Source organism: Pseudoalteromonas sp. CR1, from assembly GCF_019392235.1.
Taxonomy (GTDB): domain Bacteria; phylum Pseudomonadota; class Gammaproteobacteria; order Enterobacterales; family Alteromonadaceae; genus Pseudoalteromonas.
Genome location: NZ_JAHXRM010000002.1, coordinates 24744 through 48729 on the forward strand (window position 1 = coordinate 24744; position 23986 = coordinate 48729).

At 39.5% G+C, this 23986-nt stretch carries 14 protein-coding genes; 4 read left to right on the forward strand and 10 right to left on the reverse strand.

Translation table 11 applies throughout. The features are described 5' to 3' along the window. Positions 1–67 precede the first annotated feature (67 nt). From KZZ04_RS03015 to KZZ04_RS03025, 3 genes are all read right to left on the reverse strand, one after another. Positions 68–1924 (reverse strand): glycoside hydrolase family 13 protein, encoded by a 1857-nt coding sequence (locus KZZ04_RS03015; RefSeq protein WP_058404451.1) that lies wholly within the window; start codon positions 1922–1924, stop codon positions 68–70. Beyond that, positions 1924–3417: a tryptophan halogenase family protein gene (locus tag KZZ04_RS03020; RefSeq protein WP_058404450.1), complete on the reverse strand. Its 1494-nt coding sequence runs from the start codon at positions 3415–3417 to the stop codon at positions 1924–1926. The genes KZZ04_RS03015 and KZZ04_RS03020 overlap by 1 nt, the downstream gene beginning before the upstream one ends. Before the next feature lie 144 nt (positions 3418–3561). After that, on the reverse strand, positions 3562–6354 hold the full coding sequence (locus tag KZZ04_RS03025) for a TonB-dependent receptor (protein WP_058404449.1): 2793 nt from the start codon (positions 6352–6354) through the stop codon (positions 3562–3564). Positions 6355–7014: 660 nt separating this feature from the next. Between KZZ04_RS03025 and KZZ04_RS03030 the strand changes: the two genes are divergently transcribed. Next, the gene (locus tag KZZ04_RS03030) at positions 7015–8637 is read left to right on the forward strand and encodes an alpha-glucosidase family protein (RefSeq protein ID WP_219421755.1); all 1623 of its coding nucleotides are present in this window, start codon (positions 7015–7017) and stop codon (positions 8635–8637) included. 68 nt (positions 8638–8705) lie between these two features. On the opposite strand, the gene KZZ04_RS03035 is transcribed toward KZZ04_RS03030, so the two are convergent. Further along, positions 8706–9260 carry a TIGR00645 family protein gene (locus KZZ04_RS03035; protein WP_058404447.1) on the reverse strand — a complete coding sequence of 185 codons (555 nt, stop codon included), beginning with the start codon at positions 9258–9260 and terminating at the stop codon, positions 8706–8708. A 231-nt stretch (positions 9261–9491) separates the two neighbouring features. On the opposite strand from KZZ04_RS03035, the gene KZZ04_RS03040 reads away from it, so the two are divergent. Beyond that, the gene (locus KZZ04_RS03040) at positions 9492–9734 is read left to right on the forward strand and encodes a hypothetical protein (RefSeq protein WP_058404446.1); all 243 of its coding nucleotides are present in this window, start codon (positions 9492–9494) and stop codon (positions 9732–9734) included. 158 nt (positions 9735–9892) lie between these two features. On the opposite strand, the gene topA is transcribed toward KZZ04_RS03040, so the two are convergent. Both topA and KZZ04_RS03050 read right to left on the reverse strand, forming a co-directional pair. Then, complete coding sequence (gene topA, locus KZZ04_RS03045; protein WP_219421756.1) at positions 9893–12601, reverse strand: type I DNA topoisomerase; 2709 nt, start codon at positions 12599–12601, stop codon at positions 9893–9895. A gap of 245 nt (positions 12602–12846) precedes the next feature. Next, positions 12847–16197 (reverse strand): invasin domain 3-containing protein, encoded by a 3351-nt coding sequence (locus tag KZZ04_RS03050; protein ID WP_138530074.1) that lies wholly within the window; start codon positions 16195–16197, stop codon positions 12847–12849. 192 nt (positions 16198–16389) lie between these two features. On the opposite strand from KZZ04_RS03050, the gene KZZ04_RS03055 reads away from it, so the two are divergent. Continuing rightward, on the forward strand, positions 16390–17721 hold the full coding sequence (locus KZZ04_RS03055; protein ID WP_010557477.1) for a dicarboxylate/amino acid:cation symporter: 1332 nt from the start codon (positions 16390–16392) through the stop codon (positions 17719–17721). Positions 17722–17798: 77 nt separating this feature from the next. On the opposite strand, the gene sohB is transcribed toward KZZ04_RS03055, so the two are convergent. Both sohB and KZZ04_RS03065 read right to left on the reverse strand, forming a co-directional pair. Then, positions 17799–18815 (reverse strand): protease SohB, encoded by a 1017-nt coding sequence (sohB, locus tag KZZ04_RS03060; RefSeq protein ID WP_138530072.1) that lies wholly within the window; start codon positions 18813–18815, stop codon positions 17799–17801. A 102-nt stretch (positions 18816–18917) separates the two neighbouring features. Next, positions 18918–21347: a VolA/Pla-1 family phospholipase gene (locus tag KZZ04_RS03065; RefSeq protein WP_219421757.1), complete on the reverse strand. Its 2430-nt coding sequence runs from the start codon at positions 21345–21347 to the stop codon at positions 18918–18920. Between the two features lie 206 nt (positions 21348–21553). Between KZZ04_RS03065 and KZZ04_RS03070 the strand changes: the two genes are divergently transcribed. Beyond that, positions 21554–22300: a YciK family oxidoreductase gene (locus tag KZZ04_RS03070; protein ID WP_219421758.1), complete on the forward strand. Its 747-nt coding sequence runs from the start codon at positions 21554–21556 to the stop codon at positions 22298–22300. A gap of 71 nt (positions 22301–22371) precedes the next feature. On the opposite strand, the gene rluB is transcribed toward KZZ04_RS03070, so the two are convergent. Together rluB and scpB are read right to left on the reverse strand one after the other, a co-directional pair. After that, positions 22372–23241 (reverse strand): 23S rRNA pseudouridine(2605) synthase RluB, encoded by an 870-nt coding sequence (rluB, locus tag KZZ04_RS03075; protein WP_219421759.1) that lies wholly within the window; start codon positions 23239–23241, stop codon positions 22372–22374. Continuing rightward, positions 23238–23828, reverse strand: a complete 591-nt coding sequence (scpB, locus tag KZZ04_RS03080) for an SMC-Scp complex subunit ScpB (RefSeq protein ID WP_058404439.1) — start codon at positions 23826–23828, stop codon at positions 23238–23240. Before scpB ends, rluB begins: the two co-directional genes overlap by 4 nt. Positions 23829–23986 lie beyond the last annotated feature (158 nt).

A 23986-nucleotide genomic window follows, 5' to 3' on the forward strand; every position in this document is an offset into this window, starting at 1 on the left:
TGCGTATCACTTAATACTAATGATTAGTGCAGCAACCATACAGTTGCTGCATACGTATTCAGGCAAACTATTGTGGTGTATTTATTACTAAAACGGTGGCACTCATTGCCGGTAAAGCCACTGTATCACCTAGTAATTGTGTTTTGTTGGTGAATAAGTTATGCGCTTTAGCATTTTTTGGCATTACTTCCTGCATATACTCAATATTCTTAACTAGCTCTTTTGTGTTTTTATTCATAAATACCAACACAGTTTGCTCGTCGCTAATACGCGCATAACTATACACACCTTGTTGAGGCGTAAAGTGCACTAACTTGCCTTTATCTAGTGCAGTGCTGCTTTTTCTAAAGTTAAGCAAGGTGCTAATTGTTTTATGCATGTCTTTTTGCTGCGAGGTAAGCCCTTTACCTGTAAATCCATTACTCGTTTGGCCTTTAAACCCACCCGGGAAATCTATTCTAATATCACCATGGTCTTTACTTGGGGTGTTATCTAGTAAAACCTCCGTACCGTAATACATTTGTGCAATACCGCGCGTGGTTAAAAATAGGGTCATAGCCATTTTAGTTTTTGCAACATCTTGACCAAGCTCGGTGTATACACGGCTCATATCGTGGTTATCAGCAAACACCATAATGTTATTGGTATCAGGGTATAAAAAGTCATTCGCCAACGACTCATAGACTTTAACCCAGCCCGTGTTCCAACTTTCATCTTCATTTAGCGCTTGAATTACCGACTCTTGTAACGAAAAGTCCATCACACTGGGTAGGCTTGATTTATAGCCATCTTGATTATTTTTACCACGTTGCCAGTAAGAGGCGATTGCAGGGTTAGAGGTCCACTCCTCTCCTACAATATTAAAATCTGGGTATTCTTGCATAATGGCTTTTGTCCAATCACTCAAAAATGCTTTATCTGAGTAAGAGTAGGTATCAACGCGAATACCGCTTAAATCCGCGTATTCAATCCACCAAATAGCGTTTTGAATTAAATATTCACTTAACAGTGGTTGGCGCTGATTTAAATCAGGCATGGTTTCTACAAACCAACCATCATTAAACTGGCGCTTGTCGTACTCACTGGCGTGTGGGTCTTGTATAGTTTGGCGTGCATGGCTTGTAGCGTTTTTACCTTTTTTAAACTCACCATTAAAGTTAATCCAATCTTTGGTAGGTTTATCTTTAACCCAGGTATGCTCTAAGCCAAAATGGTTTAGTACCATATCCATTACAAGGCCTATGCCTTGCTCTTTTGCTTTTACCGAGAGCGTTTTATATAACTGATTTGAGCCCATACGTGGGTCAACTTTATAAAAGTCAGTAATTGCATAACCATGGTAAGAATAATCTGGCATGTTGTTTTCAAGTACTGGCGTTAACCAAAGCTGAGTAATGCCTAAATCGTTTAAATACGGTAATGCGTTTATAACACCTTGTATATCACCCCCGTGGCGTCCGCCCTTTATACTAGGATTTGCAGCTTCTAACATGCTAGGAACGGTATCGTTTTGCTCATCACCATTAGCAAAGCGATCTGGGTTGATTAAATAAAGGGTATCGTTAGATGTAAAGCCTTGGCGCTTTGCACTGTTTTTATCACGTGCAAGTAGTGGAAATTCGAAACTTTGGTTTGCTTCGCTGCTATTAAATTTAAGCGTTCCCGGTTGAGCTTCATCGGTAATGCTAATATTTAGAAATACATAATTTGGGTTATCTGTGCGCATTACTTTATTTAATTTAACACCATTATATTTAGCTAACTTAATTTGCTCGTTTGCAATGTTTTGCTCATGAACCATGATGGTAATCGTGTTTTTATTCATGCCTACCCACCAATTAGTAGGTTCAACGTCAAGTGCATAGGTTGAGCATGAAAAAGCACACGCTGTTGTAAGTAATAGTTTATTTAAAAATCGCATCATTAAACCCTTTTTATATTGGCTAAAAATTCTTTATGGGTGGGTAATTGTTCTACCGTTGAATTAATAAGCGCTTTTAATGTAGAAAATAAATCGTTTAGTTGTTCACTACTGAGTGAGTCAACAATACTATTGTAATCATCGGGAATAAGGCCTTGCCCAATGCATACCTGTTGCCAAGCCACTTCTGCAAATAGCTCGTCACTTTCTCGAACTACCTTGCCTGTTTGCCTAAATAAATCCATTTTATGAGCTAACGATTGAGGAATATCCATCTGCTTACACTGGCGCCAAAAAGGAGTATCTTCTCGTTCGGTTAACTTGTAGTGTAAAATAATGAAGTCGCGAATATGCTCTATCTCGGTCACACTTTGCTTATTAAATTCAGTAACAAGCGCATCACTAACGCCATTGTGAGGAAATAACTTAATTAAACGTATAACCGCACTTTGAATTAAATGAATACTAGTGGACTCAAGCGGTTCTAAAAAACCACTAGAAAGGCCCACTGCTACAACGTTTTTATGCCATTGCTTTAGACGTCGTCCTGTTTTAAATTTTATTAAACGAGGGGATGTTGTCGGTTCACCCGGTAAGTTGTTGAGTAAAAGCGCGGTAGCTGACTCGTCAGATAAATAGCGGCTGCAATAAACCAACCCATTACCTGTTCTATTTTGCAGAGGTATTTGCCACTGCCAACCTGCGTTATGTGCAATAGAACGTGTATAAGGCCTTAATTCATCACTTCCTGTTGATTGCACTGCTACGGCGCTATCGCATGGTAAATAATGCGACCAATCAACAAAGCCTGTATTAAGTGTTTGCTCAATTAAAAGTGCACGTTGCCCCGTACAATCTATAAATAAATCACCCTCAACTTGGCTATTATTATCAAGCGTTAGACTGTTAATTTGGCCTGTGTTAGGGCATTGCGTAATATGCTCAATTTTTGCATCTATGTGTTTTACACCGCGTGATAACGCCAATTTTTTTAAGTACTCAGCATATAGAGTCGCATCAAAATGAAAAGCGTAGCTAAGCCCAGGCAGTTGTGTATTTGGAATAGCTTTAAGTGGTGCAAATTTGTGCTTTTTAGCGGCTTGGTAATTAAGTGAAAAATCCCATAACGAATCTTCACTGCCACTTATTTGCCCTTTTACCCAAAAGTTATAAAAATCACAAAAGGGAAAATCTTTACCAAACGAGCCAAATGCATGCATGTAACTGTGAGATGGTGTTTTCCAGTTTTCGAACTCGATGCCAAGTTTTATAGAAGCATTGGTGGCGTTTATAAAGTCTTGTTCATTAATACCCAACGCATTGTTAAGCTGAATAATAGGCGGAATGGTCGCTTCACCGACGCCTATTGTGCCAATGCTACTGGACTCTATAAGCGTGATGTTAATTACTTTACCTAACACTTTATTAAGTAGCGCTGCGGCTATCCAACCAGCGGTTCCACCACCCGCAATAACAACGTTTTTTATTGGTTTCATAGTATTGCCCACGTGTTAATACCAACTCAACATAGCACTTAATGGTTTGATTGGTATAAATCAGATTTTGATAAAATTTAGATAAAGTAGCTATAAAAAAGCCCTTGTAAAACAAATTACAAGGGCTCCTACACACAACCTTAATTATAGCTTGTAGCTAAAGCCTAACAAGTAAGTACGACCGTAATCTTGGTAATCGCGAACTTGTAGCGCGTTATCGCCAGAAAGCGATGTAAACGGCTCTTCTGTTAAGTTTTGTACTTGGAACTGAATTGATAAACCCTCAAGACTTTCAACACCGGCTTCAGAGAAGTCATACCCAGCTTGTACATCCCAAATTGTTTCGCCGATAATATTCACTTGCTCTGTATTAAAGCCTAAACCGTATACATCACCTTTGAAGTCACTACGCTTACGCATGCTGGTACGCAATTGAATACCATGCATCTCGTAGTAAACCGTTAAACTTTGAATTTTATCTGAAAGACCCGGAAGTTCGTACTCATTGCCATTTCCATCTTCAATATCAGATTCAATACCTGTATGGCTTGCAATTAAACCAAAGCCTTCAAGTGACGGGTGGAAGATTTTAAATGGTAGCGCTAGTGATAACTCGTAACCGTATAGGTCACCGCCGCCGCCATTGACTTTACCACTACCTGTGCCCTCTGAAGTTGCAGGAATTTCTCCATTAGATGGATCTGCAACACCCGACATATCAATTGCGTAAGTACCGTCAAAAATCCACTGTGTTAAATCTTTATAAAAGAATGCAGCAGAGAAGTAACCTTCATCACTGAAGTAGTTTTCATAAGATAAATCGTAACCGGTTGCCTCTTTTGGCTCTAAATTAGGGTTACCACCCGATACAGACCAAAAGTTACCGTTTTCATCCGGTGTATCATTATATGATGCATTAACAGAGGCGTTCATTACATCGATGCGCGCCCGTGAGATTGTTTTAGCTGCGCCAAAACGTACTGTTTGTTGCTCATCAATCGCAAGTGATAAATTTAAGCTTGGTAAAACGTGAGAATAATCGTGACCAATATCTGTAGGTGAAGTAATGACTAAGCCAGTATTATTATCCACACCAAAAGCATTACCTTGAGACGATTGATCTGTATGAACGTAACGTACACCCACATTACCCGTTAATGGAAGACCATTTACTTCTGCATTGATATTAGCTTGTACAAATGCTGATGTGATTTCTTCTTTTACTGTCCATGATTTAGTAGCATGACTAGAGCTAGTTAAGCTTTCATCAAGTGTTTCATAGTAACCATCGTTAACTAAGCCATTTACATCGTAGGCAATCATGTCGCCCAGCCCAATAAAGTCTAAACCAACACTGCCTAAACGGTATTGCTCAGGCACACTAACCATACCTGGATTTTCAAGAGAAAAATCAGTCAAGGTTAAAAAGTAACCTTGCGAAAATTTAGACTTTTCACGTTCTTTATAACCTAAGCCAAATTCAATTGAGCTAAAATATTCGTTTTCTAATACTTTAGAGGCTGCTAGTTTAAGAGTTACAAGTTCATCTTCAATGGTAGGTGCGTTGATAAAGCCATCTTGCGCTTGGTTTTCATACTCAGTACCTGTTAATCCATATGCATCGTTTAGTGCAGAGCTTGCGCCCCACGAAAGCGGACCACCTAATTGGATTAAATCATAATCGCTGTAATCTAAGTCATGTGAAAAAGTAGCGCCAGTATTGCCGCCATTAAAGGCATAGCCTAGGTTATCTGCAACACCGCGAGAATCACCACGCCCTGTACCTGAGTAGCTTTCTATACTCCAAATTTTACGGTCAACTTGCGAGTAACTTGCGTCAAACTCTACTGACCAAGAATCGTCAATATCGTATTTAGTATTAAAACCAAATGCAGTTAATTCAGCATCACGCTCTTGGTAATCATTACGTACTACTACTCGTTGGCCTTGTGTTACAGCACTTGTTATAAATCCACTTTCTGCATCTACTGTAGCACTGCTTGCATCAATACTACCTTGCCCCCAAGCGAAAGGAACTTCAATACCGCGTAAAATTTGCTCATCTGTAAAATCTACATACAACGCATCAAACGTCATATTTAGTTTATCCGTAGGAGCCGCTTCTAATACAAGCATAGCTGAGTCACGCTCAAGCGTTGAAGAACGTACGTAAGGCTTAGCGCCACCTAAAATAGAATATGACTGACCATCTTCAGCAGTAAACTCTGGGTAGCCCCATGAGTTCCAGCGCTTTTCTTGGTTTGGTGAACTCATTGTGTTTAGAGCAAACGCAACACCAATCGTGTCATCTGCAAATTGGTCAATGTATGAGAATGTACCACGGTAACCTTGATCATCACCGTCTGGATTAAGTTTACCAAAACCAGTTTGCTCAAGTTGGCCGTTAAACATGATTACACGTTGGCCTTTACTCAAAGGTCGAACTGTTTGCATGTTAATAACACCCGCAATACCATCAGCATCTAAACTAGCACTGGGTGTTTTATATACGGTTACACCGCTCATTATTTCTGATGGGTAAAGGTCAAACTCTACGCCACGGTTATCGCTAATAGATACCTGTTCACGGCCGTTAAATGTAGTACCACTTTCGTTTTCACCAAAACCACGAATTGATACTCTGCTTGCGCGACCGTCTAAACGCTGCGCTGTTAAACCAGGTAAACGTGCAATAGATTCAGCAATTGATGAGTCAGGTAGTTTACCTATATCTTCTGCAGAGATAGATTCTACAACCTGTGTAGAAAAGCGTTTTGTGTTGATAGATTCAACAACACTGCCACGAAAACCTTTAACTTCGATAACTTCCACGTCATCATTGTTTAATTGTTTTTCTTCAGCTGCAGTTGCTGCAAAACTAGTGATGCCAGCAGCAGCTAACGCCAGAGTTAATATACTTGGTTTGAACATAGACATGATGTTTTCCCGTTACCCATATTGTGATACCCGCTCAATTGTTTAGTGATAGTAAACCGAGGCGAGCTTATTTTGTTGTCAGGATGGATATTAACGCTTGGTTTATTTTATTAACAAGTTTATGCATACGTATTCAAGCCTTATAAAACCATTATAAATTAACATAAACTTCACATAACACTTGGTAACACACTGTTTTAAATGGTATTTATTGGTGCAACCAATTCCATCCAAATATTACAATTATGCAAAATAGCCTAATGATTTTAACGTGCTTTAACAGCCTGTAATTATTAAGAAATAAATTTTAACCATGCACCATAAGCTAAATTTAATTAATAGATATGAATGTGAAATTGGTAAGACCATTACATACAATCACTATTATAGTGCAATCCAGTAAAAATATGCACTGGCGAGGTGCTATGCCATGTTTCTTTTTTATTAAACGCAATTGGTAAACAGGTTTAATTTAGTTATAACGCTTAATTGACACTAAATATCTATTTTTTGAAGTAACTCAAACATGCTTATTTTTGTGCATACGTATGCAGTCTTTTTACAGTATCTCGGCCTTCACGTATGCTTTTTGAAAATAACGTGATTCATCATAATCACATATAAGAATTTAAAAAACTGTTTGGAATGACGGAGAAAAGCATGGCCCAAAAGCAGTGGTATAAAGGTGCGGTTATTTATCAAGTTTACCCGCGTAGCTTTCAAGATAGCAACAACGACGGTATTGGTGATTTAAGAGGAATAATTAATCGTATTGATTATATTAAGAGCTTAGGTGTTGATGCAATTTGGATTTCGCCATTTTTTAAATCTCCTATGAAAGATTTTGGTTACGATATTAGTGACTACCGTGATATTGATCCTTTATTTGGCAATTTAAACGACTTCGACGAGCTTATTGAGCAAGCACACGACCGCGATATTAAAATTATTATCGATCAGGTTTTAAGCCACACGTCAGATCAACATCAATGGTTTTTAGACAGCCGTGAAAACCAAAATAACGATAAAGCCGATTGGTATGTGTGGGCTGACTCTAAAGAAGACGGCACAGCACCAAATAACTGGTTGTCAATTTTTGGCGGCGGTGCGTGGCAATGGGAACCACGCAGAGGGCAATACTACCTTCATAACTTTTTAACTGAACAACCCGATTTAAATTTTCATAACCCAGATGTTAGAAAAGCAGTGCTAGATAACGTTGAGTTTTGGCTTAAAAAAGGTGTTGATGGTTTTAGACTCGATGCCATTAACTTTTGTTATCATGATGCGCAGCTTCGTGATAACCCTGCTAAACCAAAAGAAAAACGCCAAGGCCGTGGTTTCAGTGAAGACAACCCTTACGCATTTCAATACCACTACTACAATAATACCCAACCTGAAAATATTGAGTTTATGCAAGATATTCGTGCGTTACTTAATAAATACCCTGGCACTGTATCACTAGGTGAAATTTCGTCAGAGGACTCTTTAGCCACGATGGCAGAGTACACACAAGGCGGTGATAAGCTGCATATGGGTTATAGCTTTGAACTTTTAACTAACGATTATTCAAGTGAGTATATAAGAACAACGGTGCAAACCCTTGAAAAAGGGATGACAGAAGGCTGGCCATGTTGGGCATTTAGTAATCACGATGTTGAACGTGTAGCAAGCCGTTGGAGCCAAAATGGCGAAATTAATTCACAGCAATGTAAAATGCTCACCGCCCTACTCGCATCTTTACGCGGTAGTGTGTGTATGTACCAGGGTGAAGAATTAGGCTTAGGCGAAGCAAGCGTAGCCTTTGAAGATCTGCAAGACCCTTATGGAATAACCTTTTGGCCTAACTTTAAAGGCCGTGATGGTTGTAGAACGCCTATGCCATGGGATAATGCAAGTTTACAACATGCAGGCTTTAGCGAAACTAAGCCATGGCTGCCAGTAGACGAGCAGCATAAGCAGCAATCAGTAAAACAGCAAACTCTTGATAGTAATTCTATTTTAAATGCTTATCGTGAGTTTATGGCATGGCGAAAAACAAAGCCCGTGTTACTTGAAGGTGATATTGAATTTATTAACACACATGAGCCTGTTCTTGCTTTTTACAGAACACTCGAAAATGAAAAGATGTTATGTGTTTTTAATTTAAGTGGCGCTGAAGCAGCCTTATCGCTGCCAACTGTTATCTCTACAGAGTTTGGTGAGCTTAGTCATCACAAAGGCCACATAGAGAACGAGCAATTACTATTAGCGCCGTATGCATGCTATTACGCAACGTGCTAATTGATACTAACCACTAATTAGTGAAAACAAAAAGCCCATGTAATGACATGGGCTTTTTTGTAGGTAAATTAATGATTGTGGGTTTTACTATTAAGGTAGTCAGTAAATGCAAACAACACGCCCGACATCACAAAAGTAACGTGGATTATTACTTTCCAGAGTAGCTCGTCGTTTGAATGTGCCTCTGAATTTATAAACACTTTTAAGAGTTCAACAGCTGATATTGCAACAATTGCGCTGATCAGCTTCATTTTAAGCCCTGAAAACCCTACTTTGCCCATCCAAGATGGCTTATCTTCGTGATTATCTATGCCCAGCTTAGATACAAAATTTTCGTATCCACTGAAAATAATAATCAACAAAAGGCCTGCGAGCAACGCTGTATCAACTAGCGTCAATATACCTACCAGTAAATCTTGGTTTGATGCTGTAAAAGTAGCAATCCCCATTAAATACAGTTGTTTAAAAAATTTAATCAATAACAAAATAACCGCAAACAAAAGGCCAACAAAAAAAGGCGCTAACAACCAACGGCCTTTAAAAATAAATGACTCCAATGCATGCTCTATTTTATTGGTTGATTGAATGCTTTTTTTAGGTGTATCGGGCGTGTTAGGTGTCATTTGTTATTCTATATATTAAAAATAGGCGACATTAACGTATTAATTAAGCTTATACAAATAATTATAAAAAAAACGGCCTATAAATAAACTTATCTTTACGATAAATATTTTTCGTTATCTTTTATTTAAAATTCGATTAAATTCAGCTTACCAACAGAAGCGTTCTGCTTGGGCACCTTTGTTTTGTAGCGACAATAACCGTTATGAAACCATTTTTTTAGGAATAAACGAATGAAAAAAGCATTACTTGCATCATTAACAGCGTCACTATTTGCAGTATATGCAACATACTCAGTAGCAGACGACACACCAGTAGCTTCATCGCAAATGATAAAAGAGTACACTGAGATGTGCGTTAACTGGGCTAAAGACGACGATGTAATGAATGAAGACCTTTACGCATATGTTTTAAATTGTGTAAATGATGAGCTTGAATCTGAAGGCTATCAAAAAGTAACGTCTGTAAAGATTTAACGCTGACTCAAAACTGTAATTTAAGGTTAGCTATGCTTAGTTGATTGAACAGCCAAAAAGCCGTTGCGAACACAATTACTAAGCATAAAAAAACCGGAATAGACACAGGCTGTGCATTCCGGTTTTTTTATCGATAAAGTGTTACTACCTAGCTTTAGTTACTCTTCATCTTTTTTTGCTTTTGCTTTAGGTTTTGCCTTAGCTGGGGCTTTTTTAGCAGCTGCTTTCTTTTTAGGTGCCGCTTTTTTCTTGGCTTCCTCTACCCATTTACCTGCTTCATAATGAGCAGTCCAACCAGTTGCTTTACCGTCAATTTCAGTCATAACATACTGCGCTTTGTTTTTACGGCTGTAGCGTACAACAGCAAGATTACCATCAGGGTCTTGTGCTGGCGCGTCAGCTAAATAGTAAAATTTAGGGGATATACGGTCTCTAAAACGTTTTAACTCTTCAACCTTAGGCGCTCGAGTTTCACGCGATTTAGGGAATGTATTTGCAGCTAAAAATATACCCGCAGCACCATCACGTAATACAAAATAAGCTTCCGATTTTTCACATTCTAATTCAGGAATATGAACTGGATCTTCTTTAGGCGGAGCAGCTTCACCATTTTTTAGTAACTTACGTGTATTTTTACACTCTTCGTTATTACAGCCAAAGTATTTACCAAAACGTCCAGATTTAAGTTCCATGTCTGAACCACATTTATCACACTCAATAATTGGGCCGTCATAGCCTTTAATTTTAAACGTGCCTTGCTCAACAATATGCCCTTTACACGCTGGGTTGTTACCACATACATGTAACTTGCGGGTCTCATCAATTAAATACGAATCCATCGCTGTTTCACAAATAGGACAGCGCTTCATTTGCATTAATTTTTCTGTTTCTTCGTCTTCAACGTCAGCGGCTACCGCTTCATCGCCAGATACTAAATTCATAGTAGTAGTACAACGCTCTTTAGGCGGTAAGTTATAACCCGTACATCCTAAAAACACTCCCGTTGAAGCAGTTCGAATACCCATTTTACGACTACATGTAGGGCATTCTATATCAGTTTCAACCATTTCATTAAGACGCATGCCACCTTGCTCTGGTTCGTCTTTTGCAATGTTTAGTTGTGTTGAAAAGTCAGCGTAAAACTTATCAAGGACTTGCGTCCATACGCGCTCGCCTTCAGCTATGTCATCTAAACGGCCTTCCATTTTTGCCGTGAAGTCGAAGTTCATTAAGTCGGTAAAATTTTCAACCAGACGGTCAGTGACAATCTCACCCATTTTTTCAGCAAAGAAACGACGGTTTTCTACGCGTACATAGCCACGGTCTTGGATTGTAGAAATAATTGAGGCATATGTAGAAGGACGACCTATTCCTCGTTTTTCTAGCTCTTTAACTAAACTTGCTTCGCTAAAGCGCGCTGGCGGTTTAGTAAAGTGTTGCTTAGGATCAAGTTCGACAAGTGTCAATGTTTCGCCCATAGTAACAGCAGGAAGTGATTGATCTTCTTCGTTCTTTTTACGAACAGCAGGTTGTACTTTAGTCCAACCATCAAAACGAAGTACACGCCCTTTAGCTTTAAGTTGAAAATCATTAGCCGCAACAGTCAAGGTTGTTAAATCGTACTCTGCAGGCACCATTTGACACGCTACAAATTGACGCCATATTAACTCGTAAAGTTTTTTAGCATCGGCATCTACACCTTCTAGGTGTCCAGACAACACGGTAACGCTTGAAGGACGAATAGCTTCATGCGCTTCTTGGGCGTTTCCTTTTGAGCTGTAGTTAATTGGCTCTTTTGGTAAATACTTTGCACCAAATTGTTCTGTCACGTATTCACGACACATCTCAACCGCATCTTTAGATAAGTTAGTTGAATCGGTACGCATATAAGTAATATAACCACCTTCATACAATCTTTGAGCTAGCATCATGGTCTTTTTAACACCATAACCTAAACGTGTACTGGCGGCTTGTTGCATTGTTGATGTAATTAAAGGTGCACTTGGGCGACTTTTGCTTGGTTTTTCTTCAACGTTAACAACTTTGTATTCGGCATTCTCAAGGCTTTTTACTGCCTCTTTGATTTGTGCTTCGTTTACAGGCTTAAACGGCTTGTCTGCCTGTTTAGTGACTTCTAAACGTAATGCTGACTCAGTATTTGTAACATCTGCATGAATATCCCAAAACTCTTCTGGGATAAACGCTTTTATTTCACGCTCTCGTTCTACGAGTAATCGCACTGCAACTGACTGCACTCGCCCTGCCGATAATCCACGCGCTACTTTTGCCCATAAAAGCGGCGATACCATAAAGCCCACAACACGGTCTAAAAAACGACGTGTTTGCTGAGCAAATACCATGTCAGTATTTAGCTCACCTGGTGTTTCAAACGCTTGTTGGATGGCATTTTTAGTAATTTCGTTAAAAACAACGCGTTTGTATTTTTCTGGCTCACCACCGATGATTTCTTGAAGGTGCCAAGCAATTGCTTCCCCTTCTCTATCCAAATCCGTTGCGAGGTATATTTGGTCTGCTTTTTCTGCCAGCTTTTGTAATTCTTGAACAACCTTTTCTTTACCCGGTAAGATTTCGTAATGAGGCTGCCAGCCTTTTTCAGGATCAATCCCCATACGTGCAACTAAGTTAGTGTAATCTCGTTGCTGTTTATACGCTGCTTTCTCATCCGGTGGCATTTTACGCACTTCTGCTGGCGTTTTAGTTGCCGGCACTTTTGCTTTGCTCGAACCTGAGGTAGGTAAGTCTCGTACATGCCCAATACTGGACTTTACGATAAAGTCATTACCTAAGTATTTATTAATTGTTTTAGCCTTAGCAGGTGACTCTACAATTACTAGCGATTTGCCCATAGTTGCCTATTTCTAACCAAATATTGAAAATGTGTTTACCGCATTAGCGGTGCGAATATTTATAGGTATATCTACAAACACTAGTTGTTACAAGCTTTTAATACAAACTTTTCAGTATTTACTGAATAAACGAACAATTTTTGTTGCTAATTTAGACAAACTGGTGTTTTTAGAATAATTGCTGTGGAATATATAGAACACAAAGAAAAATGCCAACCTAAAGGTTGGCATTTTTTTTCAATAACTTAAACATCATCAAAAATAGTGATGCCTGTCGAAACGGTTTTACTAGCCCCTAATTGGTTTTCAAATTCAAACGTGATGGTTAAAACACCGCTTGTTTGGTCGTTACCGTCTGTCTCTCGCGAAATTAATACGTCCGAGTACATAGGCTTATCTGTATTGGTATTCGGTATTGTTTCACTATGACGAATGATAGAAAGATCGCCATTACTCGTCGTTAAAGATACCACTGTGTTTGCAGGTAATGGATTACCAAATTCATCTGTATAGTGAATACGCACAGCCATTGAAGTTAAACCTATGTCTACAGTGAGTGTTTCAGGGTCTGTTTCGTCAGGATCATTAGGATCGAAATCAGGATTAGCGATTTCGACATTATTAACTGATAAGTCGATAGCACCAACATCACAACGCTCAGATACATCCGACTCTTCTAATTCTACAAATGTTCTGTTACCAGAGACTGAACTTGAACAATCAGCGGGCACAAACACTTCAAATGGCGCAGGTAATGCATCCGTTTTAACAACAGAGAAACGTACGTAGGGTTCATCACCTGACATAACTAATTCAATGTTTTTACGAACCTCAACCAACTCGCGCGAACATTCACCGGCTGCATTTGCAGCTTCACTACATAATAAACCATTGTAAAGGCCGTCAGCGGCATCGTAAATTCCGTCATTGTCTAAATCACGCCACGTTTCGTTATGACCACCACGCGAGTTTAACTCTGAACAAGCATCTGTTACTGGATCGTAATCATCGCCGCGAGCATCGCTACAATCCGCTTTATCAAAGCTATTGTTTTCATTGTGGTCAATAAAGGCTTCAGGTAAATCATAACTTGCGTAGTATTCACCTATATCGAATAAGCCATTCGTGCGTTTTACGCCATCAGATGATTGTTCATCTACAAAGTTCTCTTGGCCTTTGGTAACTGCAAGCACACTTACGCGCCCGCCCATTACTACGCCGTTTTCGTCATTTTTAGCGCGTGTAATACCATTAATACACGGTGCAGCTGCACCAAAGTATGGGTCACAGTTAATTTGGCCTGTTTTAGGGTTAATACCTTCAGTTGTCGACGCATTGCCATCAATTTCACCGATTCTGTTACCCCATTTGTAATCTTCAAATGGGCGGTCGCCTTGTGAGCGCCACGTGACGACACAAGTAGCGTCATTTGTTTTACATGTCTCTTCGTTACTTGACGAACCAACTACCCCAGCCTCTGAAAGAACCGTTGCCTCTACACCATCGCCGTTGTAATTATTAAACTGATCACCAAAAAATACAGTTAAATCAGTGATAATACCGTTGTAGTAAAGTGAATTAGTATTAAATGTAGTTGGGCTTAAATCAAAGCTGTTTTGATCAGTCACACCTGAAGCAAGCGTAAGCTGTGCAGAAACAGAGCTAATTTGTTCAGAAAGTGGGATTAAATTTAATGTACCTTCAGGGCAAATTTCATTGCCAGGATCAGTTTGACACAATTCAAAGTCATCAACCCAACACGTTAAATCATCACCTTCGGGCAGTGCTTTAACATCGTCTTTAGATACATAACACGCTTTAACAACTAAAGGCCCCGGTACAATGCCTGAGGTTACAGTCGTTTGAACTAGCCCTTCATTATCGGTATTGCCACTGGTAAGCGTTAAATTTGCAGCGCCCACTGAATCAGTTAATTTAAAATCTATTCGTTGCTGAGAAGACGCTATATTATCAGCGTCAACTAATTTAAACGTAACGATTGATTGCGTTGGTAAACCACCTTCACCCGGTGGTAATGCTATAAATGTCTCGCTTACATCTACAAATTGAATAGATTGTACTGCAGAGCTTTCTACTGGAATAACCGTTGATTCAGTAAAGTTTTGTCCGCCTGTTTCAACAGTAATTGTTACATCATCGTCAATGTTACAACCTGTTGCTCTGTAAGTTGCTGTAGCAATACCATTTGACGATTTTACGCTGTCATCAATAACAGACTCACCGGCAACTGCACAGGTAGAGCTAAATTCAACGTCAGTAGCCGTTAAATATAAGTTTCCGTTTTCGTCTGTAAGCGTTACTTCAATTACAGTACTACCACCTGCTTTAAGTGGTATTACACTCCCGTCATCATTGGTATTCAATCCGTTATCAACGCTAAGCGTTAAGTTTGCAATACCTACTGCAAAATTTAAAGATGCACTTTCATCTAGAGCTGTTGCCGTAACGGTTCCTGCCCCACCGGTATTACCTGGCTGAAGTTTTAACAGTGCAATACCAAAGTTATCAGTTAAAGCAGTACCCGAAGATGGCAGGATTGTACCCAAATTAGTTTCAATATTTACAAGCGCGTTTTTACTGCCTTCGCCACTTTGCTCGTTAGTGACCTCAACAAATAATTCACCCAATTCAGAAGATGAAATGCTGTTGGTTACAGTACAACCAGACGCTACAGATAACGGATCTAATTTAACATTGCTGCGGTTATCATCCCAATCCGCATTACAACCTGTAAGTAGTTTTATGGAAACTGAAAATTGCGCTTCATCTTGCGCAGCCCCATCACCCGATGAGTAAAAAACAGCTGTATTACTTACGTTTGTACCACTTGCAGGAGCATAACTAGCTACAACTTGGCCTGCACCTGTTGCTACACCACTACCTAATGTTACGCGTGCTTCACCCGAATCATCTGTGATTGCAGTGCCAAGCTCAGGCGTTATAACACCTGTAAAATTAGTGCCAAAGGAAATAAGCTTATCTGCAACTGCTACACCATCTGATTTTAGCGTTGCAACAACAACACCGGTGTTATCTGCCGTGACTGGGTTTGCACTGGTGAATTTTTCACCATTTTGGTCAACAATTTTGACTTCTAATGTTGTTGAACCACTCACGCCAGTGTCGTCACCTTGACCACCCGTTGACTGAAATGCAAATGTGGCTGTATAAGTTTCATCATCGCCATTATATGTGGCAGTAACTTCACCAGCCCCCGCCTCTGAGCCTGCACTTAATTCGATTGTTGCTATACCATCATTTTGCGTCAGCGCTGAATCAGGGTTTAAGCCCCCAATATCATCGGCCAACGTGAACGTGATACGTTTGCCAGCAACAACAGCGCCATCATTGTCTTTTAGGGTTGCACGTAAATCTAACGACGCAGTATTTGTGACAGTATTTGATTGCGTTGCGTCTGCTTGAGAGAACCCTTGAAGCGTTAATGTATAGGTTGTTGTATCTGTGTCTGTATCAGTGCCACCAACTGTACCGCTTTTTTCAATTGATCCACCGCCACCACAGGCTGTGAGTAATAAACTGAGCAATGAAATGCCAAGTAGTCGCATTAAAGGCATGAACCTCTCCCTAGCGTTGTTATTATTAACAATATGTTGTTTACCTCATATTAACCTATAACTTAGTCTAAAATCACAGTTTTTTTATTACTTTTTTGTACAAAAATATTTCGTGTAAATACTAATTTTTTCTGTAGTAAATAATTTCTTACTGGTAGTCTATGGCAAATTTATAAAAAGTAGATTCGGTGTATGTCAAAAATCGGTACGTTAAGTTTAACTACTCGCATCATGATTGGTATGGTGCTCGGTGTTACAGTTGGTTTTATATTTCAAGCAATCTTAGCTGGTCAAGACGATTATCTAATCCCTCTTGGGTTATTCTCTTTGCCAATTAAAGCATTTTTTGTTGACGGTATTTTTCATGTCGGCGGTCAAATATTTATTGCTAGCCTTAAAATGCTCGTTGTTCCTCTTGTTTTTGTGTCGTTGGTATGTGGAACCTGCAGCTTAAGCGACCCAAAAAAATTAGGCCGTTTAGGTGGTAAATCAATTGGGCTGTATTTGATTACAACAGCGATAGCCATAACCGTGGCTATGACTCTTGCCTTATTATTTAACCCAGGTGAAGGCATTGGCTTGCCATCTCAGGCAAGTTACGATGCAAAAGAAGCCCCAACCCTTGCGCGCGTTATTATTGATATGTTTCCTACTAATCCTTTTGAAGCGATGGCAAAAGGTAACATGTTGCAAGTAATTGTGTTTGCATTGCTATTTGGTATTGCTATGGCTTTAAGTGGCTCAGCAGGTAAACGTGTTGCAGCTGTTTTTGAAGATTTGAACACCGTTATCTTAAAGTTAGTAACGTTACTAATGAACATTGCCCCTTACGGTGTGTTCTTTTTAATGGCCAAACTATTTACTACCATTGAACTTAATTTGATTGTAAGTTTAGCTAAATACTTTGGTGTTGTTGTATTAGCGCTATTGTTTCATGCCTTTGTAAACTACACCTTGTTATTAAAACTCCTTACCGGCTTAAACCCTGCTACTTTCTTAGCAAAAATGAAACACACGTGTTTATTTGCCTTTAGTACATCAAGCTCTAGCGCAACCATGCCAATAACACTTGAAACAGCAACTAAAAAGTTAGGTGCCAGTAATTCTGTAGCTTCATTTACTATTCCGCTAGGTGCAACCATTAATATGGACGGCACTGCAATCATGCAGGGTGTGGCTACGGTATTTATTGCACAAGTTTTTGCCGTTGATTTAACGGTGTCTGATTACTTAATGGTAATTTTAACAGCCACACTTGCGTCCGTCGGTACGGCAGGTGTACCTGGGGTTGGTTTAATAATGCTTGCGATGGTGCTTAATCAAGTGGGCTTGCCGGTAGAGGGCATTGCCATAATTATTGGTGTAGATAGACTGTTAGATATGACTCGCACCGCTGTCAATGTTACAGGCGATTGTATGGTTACCTGTGCAGTTGCTAAAAGCGAAGGTGAGTTAGATGAAACTATATTTAACGACCCTAATGCCGCAAAAGATTTAGAAGATTACCATAAGTCAATTGACTAATTACCATGCATTTTATGGTGTAAAAAAACCCTGATAATTATCAGGGTTTTTTATGCTTAACATTTTTGTACGAACATCTACGGATTTAGCGATTTAAACTTGGATATTAAGTTTAACCCTATCTTATTTACGCCACTACTTAACCCAAGCGCAAATTTATCGCTTAGTCCTTTTTTTACTTTGTACTTAACCTTATAAATTTGACGTTCGTATTGCTGTTCAAGTAATGCATCGTCACTTGTTTTAATAACGTCAACTAGGCCTTTGTCTATTGCTTGTGTTGCAAACCAATGCTCACCCGTTGCAACTTGGTCTATATCTAAACTCGGACGCTGTGAACTAACAAAGGTTTTAAATAAGTCATGCGTTTGTTCTATTTCATCACGAAACTTTTCACGTGCTTTGTCTGTGTTCTCACCAAAAAGAGTTAAAGTTCGTTTAAACTCACCTGCAGTAATTTGTTCAAACTCAACATCATTTTTTTTCAAAATTTTATTAAAATTTGGAATTTGCGCTATTACGCCAATAGACCCAACTATAGCAAAAGGCGCTGCTAGTATTTCATCAGCAACACAAGCCATCATGTAACCACCACTTGCTGCTACTTTATCGATAGACACACTCAGCGGTATTCCTGCCGATTTAATGCGCTGCAATTGCGATGCAGCAAGCCCATAACCATGTACTACCCCGCCGCCACTTTCCAAGCGAATTAGGACTTTATCTTTCTTAGGTTCTGCAATTGAAATGATTGCTGTAATTTCTTCTCTTAAACTCTCAACTTCATGAGCATCCATACTCCCAATAAAATCAATAATATAAAGGCGAGGTTTTACACCTTCTTTTTCTGACTTTTTGTCGAGCGCTTTACGCTCTTTATCGTGCACTTTAAGTTCTTTTTTACTTAATGTATTTTGTAAAAAATCTTCTTTAAGCTCACTCAGCTGAGCCGATACATCATCAATTTGTATTTCACCCTTTTTTGCTTTTGGCTTTACAGCAGCGCCAACAAGCATCATTAAAATAAGTCCTACCGCGATAACAAAGGTAACTGTTTTGGCAAAAAACAAACCGTATTCGTATAAAAATTCCAACTGATTTCTCCGATTTTAAATTTACGCTAATTTATCATGCTTTTAAGCAAAAAAAAGCCACTTTAAAGTGGCTTTGTATTAGATATATTTTAGAGCGTATGTTTAGTCAGTAACAACATCACTGTTTGTTACTAATAACGTACGACCGCGAGTAGCTAAATAAACAGCAACTTGCATTTGCATTTCAGCATTTGCAGCAGCACTACCCTCTGCAGTAGATGACTGAGCAGCATCTTGTGCAGGTGTCAAAATAGAACCATGATGACCCTTAGAAAATTTAACTAAGTAGCTAGATGGTGTTTCTGTCATTGCCTGCGTTGTGCTTACTGTTTCTAATCCCATAAAATTAGCAAGTGGAATTGTGCCAGAAATAGGATTGTTAGCAGCCATTGGTGGAATAACTTGATCCGGCTTGTTTTCACCGCCGTCACCCACTACTACATTAGTATAAACAGGTGTACCCAACGCTTGTACCGCTGCTGCGTAATTAGTTGGGTCACCACTGTCTAATGCTGTTTGAGAAGCAAACGCAAACTGCGTAAACACGCCTTGAATATTTGTAAGCTTAGCTGTTTCGCCTGCCGTTGTAATAGACGCAATGTATTCGTTATAACCACACGTTAAGTATGCTTCCATATCGGGTAGTGTAGCGCCACAGTTAGAAACTGCATCACCTTGCAAGAAGGCATTAAACTCATCAGCTTCAGTTGTACCAGCTTGAGAAAGTACAGAGCCTTGAATAAACGGGCCAAATGCTGCTGATTCTAATAAGAAGCTAGCAATACCACCACCGCCACTTGCAAGAGCCACTGTGTTTACATTAAATAATGGGTCAACAGTCGGCGCTAATGGATTGTTAGCCTGTGCAATAAACGCAGGAGCAACAATAGAGCCTAGTGAATGTCCAATGTAAGTAACATCTTGGCTGTTAATAGTTGCATCTTGCAAAAAGTTTAAACCTAAACGTAAACCTAATAAATCTGCAGCAGATTGGCGCAAACTATCACGTGCAACTAATAAAGAACTTAAATTCATGTAACTAAGTACTGAACCGGTTGTTGCATTAAAGTCGTCGTTACCATCACCGTCAACATCTACACCTCGTTCACCATGGCGAGGATGATCAATTGCAACCGTTGCAAAACCTTGAATAGAAAGCTGAGCAGTTAATGCAAGCATACTTTCTTTGTTGGTTGTAATACCATGTTGCATCATAACAACAGGCCAACCACCTTCAGGCATTTCAATTGCAGGTAACTGTAGCTGCGCGCGCACACCGTTAATAATTGGTAAAATTGGCTTAGTCATTTGTACTGGCACGTTAGCCATGCTTTGTACTTTAGGAATTGAGTTATATTTTGTTAAATGACGTGTACTATCGATACCTAAATCACGTAACTGTCCGCCACTCAGTGCCGAACATAACCCATCGTTTTCACTGATAGGATCAGTTGGAAATGCATCACCTGCAACTGCTTTGTAACCCTGAAGAGCTACAGCGTTATCACACATACCTTGCCAATATGTGTCGTTTAAATCGCTAATATCTGTGCCTGTTGGCGTACCAAGGTACATAGGTAACATAATGCTACCTTTTTGATATTGAACGCCTGAAAACGCAGCCGATACCGTTACACCCTGAGATGCAAACACTTGTTGCACATTAACCATTGGTTGTTCAGGAACTTGAAGTGCAGGTGTAGGCAAAGCGTCGTTCTGTAAACTTGCAGCCAATAGATTTTTTATTGTGCCAAGTACCGGACCCGCTGACTGAATTGTCATTGCGCCGGAGAAAATAATATCTTCTTTTGAAATATCACCAGAGCTTACAACTACATTCTCGTAACTATTTACAGCACCTTGTAATGCCAGTTGAGAGTCGGTAATTAATGGCGCTTCTTGTTTCACTAAACCATAAGTAGACGACGGTGCAATAGAGCGACCCATTGAATCTTTAAGACCCGTAGTTAGAACGTTAATGTACGAACTACCTGCCTTAAAAGGCTTAAGAGGAATAATCGCAACGGCATTTCCAGAAGCTTGAGTAACAAAATCAACACCAAATGTTAATTCACCTACTAGCTTACAAGCAGCGCCTGCTGGAGCAACAGAACATTCTGCATCTGTTAAGCTTGCACCCATTATTACTTCAAAAATTCTTACGCTGCCTGGTGTTCCAGCTGACGCTTCGTCAAGTGATACAGTGGGTGGAAATGTCAAATCAACTTTATAAGGAACCTGAGACGACCAGCCGTCAAGTGCACCTAGCGCAAGCTGAGGGTCAGCATAAGCTGCTCTTGGGATAGATACATTATCGTCATCTAGCTCACCCGGGATGTTTAAAGTACCATCTTGGGTGCCGCTCATTAATAAATCGTTGGGAACAGAAATTACACCGTTGGCGGGGTCAAAGCTAACCGTGGCCATGGGTACTACTGTAGCGGTTTCATTCTTAACATCTTCTAACGTTTCTCCGCCGCCACAACCTGCTAAAGCAGCAGTGACAGAGAGTGAAAGTAGCATTTTCTTCATATTGGTGACTCCGAACATATTTTATTTTTATAGTGTGTTTAATCAGTGTATCAAGTTAAAACAATGTAATCAGATTATTAATGAGACATTAGACCAGTTAAACTTAACGTAAAGTTTCTTTTTTCGCCACCTAATTTTTCAATAAATTCGATTACTTGTCGATTTGCTATGTTAAAATCAAAAAAAATCTATCAATTGGTACTTTTATGCACACTTATCAAGCAGCTGAAAATGCATTAAACGATAAAGTTATTTTAATCACCGGCGCGGGCGATGGTATTGGCCGAGTAGCGGCTATTACTTATGCCAAATATGGTGCTACAGTCATTTTATTAGGTAAAACAACAAATAAACTTGAATGCGTATACGATGAAATTGTGAATGCCGGATATCCTAAACCTGCAATTGTACCAATGGACTTAAAGGGCGCGACAAAACAAAATTATCGTGATCTTGCTGCAACTATTGAAAATCAGTTTGGCCGTTTAGACGGGCTTCTAAATAGTGCAGGAATACTTGGCTCTCTTGGGCCACTAGAGCATTTTTGTTCATCTACGTTTGAGAACATCATGAAAGTTAATGTGACAGCTCAAGCAATGATCACCAAAGCATTATTCCCCGTAATGCGTAAATCAGACAACGCGTCTATTGTTTTTACCTCATCAGGTGTTGGTCGAAAAGGCCGTGAGTTTTGGGGGCCCTATGCCATCTCTAAGTTTGCAGTTGAAGGTATGATGCAAACGTGGGCTTGTGAAGTAGGTAAAACAAACATTCGCGTAAACTGTATTAATCCAGGCGCCACACGTACATCTATGCGCGCATCGGCATACCCGGGTGAAGATAGAGATAAGTTGGCAACGCCTGAAAGCATAATGCCTACTTACTTATATTTAATGAGTGATGATTCAACTACAGTCAATGGCGAGTCATTAGATGCACAAATAAAAAAGTAACAGGTATTAATTTTTAATAGCCTAAATAAAAAAAGCCGCAACAATGCGGCTTTTTTATGAACGTTAAAATGTTACTTACGTTTAGTCGACTTAACACGTTGATTGTGCTTTTTAACCGCTTTTCTAATTTGATTAATTTTAGCGCGTTTGTCTTTACGTTTCTCTGGCATAACTGAAAGTTTAGTTTGCGTTTCACGACCTAACTTAACCGTTTTACGTAAATAGTTAACGGTATCTAAGTCGTATTCAACCCAACCACCTTGTGGAACGCGCTTGTCGAGCTCTAACTTACCATAACGAATACGGATAAGACGCGACACTTCAACATCTTGAGATTGCCACAAACGACGAACTTCGCGGTTACGCCCTTCATTTAACGTCACATTAAACCAACGGTTAATTCCTTCACCACCAAGCGGTTTAATATTTGTGAACTTTGCAGGACCATCTTCAAGTTCTACGCCGCGCATCAAGCTTTTAAGTGTTTCGTTTGTTACTTCACCAAACACACGCGAAGAATACTCACGCTCAACTTCATAACTTGGGTGCATTAAACGATTTGCTAATTCACCATCATTAGTAAACAACATTAAACCAGATGTATTTACATCTAGTCGGCCTACAGCTATCCAACGATCGCCATCAATACGAGGTAGTCTGTCAAATACAGTACGACGACCTTCAGGGTCTTTGCGTGTACTCAATTCTCCCTCTGGTTTGTTGTACATTATCACACGACAAATTCTGTCTGCTTTCTCTTCAATTTTTACGGTATGACCGTCTACTCGAATTAAATCGGTTTCTTCAACGCGGTCACCGAGTTTAGCGACTTTGCCATTGACACTAACGCGGTTTGCGTCAATGTATTTTTCCATTTCACGGCGCGAGCCTACACCAGCTCTGGCTAGGACTTTTTGTAACTTTTCACCTTGTACATTCATTCGGATGGTTCTCTCACAGAAGGATCACTTAATAACTGGTCTATTTTACTTTCTTGTTGCGCAGGTAACGCAGGTAAGTTTTCTAAACCCGTTAATGAAAAATAATCTAAAAATTGTTTAGTTGTGGCGTATAAAGCGGGTTTACCCGGTACCTCTTTATGCCCTACTACTTTAACCCACTCTCTTTCGAGTAAGGTTTTAATTATATTCGAACCCGTTGTTACCCCTCTTACTTGCTCAATTTCGCCACGTGTAATGGGTTGACGATAGGCAATAAGTGATAGTGTTTCCAATAAAGCACGTGAGTATTTAGGCGCTCGTTCTTGCCAAAGGTTACTCAACCAAGGACTTAAACTGCTACACGCTTGAAATCGATAACCACTGCCCACTTCAACAAGGCGGATACCACGGGTTTGAAAATGTGTTTGTATCGTTTCTATGGCATGGTTTATTCGTGACATAGAAATTGCAATATCCATTAAAACAGTGTCTTTAATATGGCGTTTACTTATGGGTTTGTCTGCAACAAAAATTGCAGCTTCAATGATTTCAACTAACTGCTCATCACTAATTCGCCGCCCAGCCATATACACTCTTAATAAATAAAAATACACAGCCATCTATTATGACAGAATAAGCACTAACTAGGAAAATATATCTAGTAATTTTATTAGGTCTATTATCTTTACGAATGAAGATGGGTTTAAATTAGGGGTTGATTAATTCGGCGCAAAGTTTTTAACTT